Source organism: Pseudomonas sp. R62 (assembly GCF_000257605.1).
Classification (GTDB): domain Bacteria; phylum Pseudomonadota; class Gammaproteobacteria; order Pseudomonadales; family Pseudomonadaceae; genus Aquipseudomonas; species Aquipseudomonas atacamensis.
The window spans coordinates 2,206,022-2,208,560 of sequence record NZ_JH635998.1; the positions used below are offsets into that span (position 1 = coordinate 2,206,022).

At 62.5% G+C, this 2,539-nt stretch carries 3 protein-coding genes; all 3 read right to left on the reverse strand.

Annotation, left to right across the window (positions count from 1 at the left end):
* Positions 1-1,059 (reverse strand): mannose-1-phosphate guanylyltransferase (locus tag OQK_RS10935; RefSeq protein WP_038860852.1); only part of this gene is annotated, 1,059 nt, incomplete at its 3' end.
* Positions 1,060-1,062: 3 nt separating this feature from the next.
* A complete protein-coding gene (gmd, locus tag OQK_RS10940) occupies positions 1,063-2,034 on the reverse strand; it encodes a GDP-mannose 4,6-dehydratase (protein WP_016772418.1) in 972 nt (323 codons plus the stop codon).
* On the reverse strand, positions 2,031-2,539 hold a 509-nt coding region (locus OQK_RS10945), incomplete at its 5' end, for a GDP-mannose 4,6-dehydratase (RefSeq protein WP_016772419.1). The genes OQK_RS10945 and gmd, both read right to left, overlap by 4 nt.

Here is a 2,539-nt window from a genome sequence, read left to right on the forward strand (position 1 = left end):
CTTCGCGACGCGGCGTACATCCTGGGCGCGGTCGGCATGGGCCACCAGTACCGCATCGGCGGTGTCGACGATGATCAGGTTATCCACGCCGACAGCGGCCACCAGGCGGCCTTCGTTCTGCACGAAGTTATTGTGACTGTCGATGAAGATCGCCTGGCCGTGGGCGCGATTGTTGTCGGCGTCGGCTGGCACCAGCGCCGCAACGGCGCCCCACGAACCGATATCGCTCCAGTCGAATCCGGCTGGGACCACGACGACTTTTTCCGAGCGCTCCATCAACGCGTAGTCGATGGAGATGTCGGTTATCTGGGCAAACAGCGTCGGCGACAGTTCCTGTTGCAGGCAGCCGACGGTTTCGATCGGCGCGCTGACGGCCATGCAGGCGCGGGTCTGTTCCAGCAACTCGGGTGCGTGCAGTTGCAGTTCGGCAATGAGCGTCGCAGTGGTGAAGCAGAACATCCCCGAATTCCACAGGAAGTTGCCGCTCTCCAGGTAATGCGTGGCGGTCTGCAGGTCGGGTTTTTCGACGAAGCGCTGCACTTTGGCCGCGCCTCTGGCGTCCAGCGGCGCACCGGTCTCGATATAGCCGAAGCCGGTTTCCGGCGCGGTAGGGACCACGCCGAAGGTCACCAGATAACCGTCCTTCGCCAGATTCACTGCGTGCTCGACCGCACTCTTCAAGGCGTCCTGATTGACGATCAGATGATCCGCCGGCATCACCACCATGATTGCGTCGTCACCATGCAGCGCCTGCAATGACAGTGCTGCCGCTGCGATCGCCGGTGCGGTGTTGCGCCCGCTCGGCTCCAGCAGAAAGTGCCCGCGATGGCGCGACACATGCGCCGCGCAGTAGTGATCCTTGCTCTGGAAGTAATACTCGCGGTTGGTCACCGTGACGATGTCGCCCCAGCCATCCAGCAACGCCGCCGCGCGCTGGTAGGTCTTGCCCAGCAGCGACTGGCCGTCGGGCAGGGTCATGAACGGCTTGGGGTGGCCCTCGCGGGACACCGGCCACAAACGGGTGCCGGCACCGCCGGACAGAATCACCGGAATCAGCATGGCCTACTCCTTGGCGACGCGTTTCATGTCCGCATCCATCATCATGCGGATCAAGGTATCCAGGTCGGTTTTCGGTTTCCAGCCCAGCACACGCTGGGCCTTGGCCGGGTTGCCGAGCAGCACTTCGACTTCGGCCGGGCGGAAGAACGCCGGGTCGATCTTCACGTAATCGCGGTAGTTAAGGCCAACGTGATCGAAGGCAATGCGGCACATTTCGCGCACGGTGGTGGTGACGCCCGTGGCGACCACGAAGTCGTCGGGTTTGTCCTGCTGCAGCATCAGCCACATGGCTTCGACGTAATCGCCGGCAAAGCCCCAATCGCGTTTCGCGTCGATGTTGCCCAGCGCCAGGTCCTGCTGTTTGCCCTGCTTGATGCGCGCGGCGGCGTCAGTGACTTTGCGGGTGACGAATTCGATGCCGCGCAGCGGTGATTCATGGTTGAAGAGGATGCCGCTGCTGGCGTGCAGGTTGAAGCTTTCGCGGTAGTTGACGGTAATCCAGTGTCCGTAGAGCTTGGCCACGCCGTAAGGGCTGCGCGGGTAGAACGGGGTGTTTTCGTCCTGTTGCTCAGCCTGGATCAGGCCGAACATTTCGCTGGTCGAGGCCTGATAAAAACGCGTGTGCGGACTGAACTGGCGGATCGCTTCGAGCAGGTGTGTCACGCCCAGCCCATCGACGATGCCGGTGGTCACCGGTTGATCCCACGAGGCGGCGACAAAACTCTGTGCGGCGAGGTTGTAGACCTCGTCCGGTGCCGATTTGATTACCGCACGCTGGACCGAGCAGGCGTCCGCCATGTCGCCGTCGAGGTAGACGATATCGGCTTCGATACCCGTCTCGCGCAGGCGCCAGCGTGAATCGCTGCTGCGCCGGGCGACGAGGCCGTGAACCTTGTAACCCTTGTCCAGCAGCAGTTTGGCCAGATAGGCGCCGTCCTGGCCCGTGATCCCGGTAATCAGTGCACTTTTTGTCATTGTTGTCGTACTCGCGTCTCCCAGTCGGACAGGATCGCCCGCAGGGATTGTTGTGTGGTGGTGGCTGGCGCCCATCCTGTGGCGCTGGCCAGTTTTGCGTGACTGCCGCAGACGCGGCGCTGGTCGGCGCGCCGCATGCGCGCCGGATCCGCCACCAGTTCTACGTCGACTTCGGCCAGATCGGCCAATTGCTCGATCAGGCTGCGAATGCTTTGCTCGCGGCCCGAGCAGATGTTGTAGACCTGCCCCGGTGCGCCGTTTTCCAGCAGGGCGAAATACGCTGCGATCACGTCGCCGACATCAAGAAAATCCCGCGTAACGTCGATATCGCCGACTTGCAATTGCGGCGCTTGCAGACCCTGTCTGATACGGCAGATCTGCCGGGCGGCGCTGGCGATGACGAAGCTGTCTTTCTGCGCGGTGCCGATGTGGTTGAACGGACGCGTCACCAGCACTGGCCAGCCTTCACTCAGGCCCCATTGCAAACTGAGGAACTCCGCTGAAA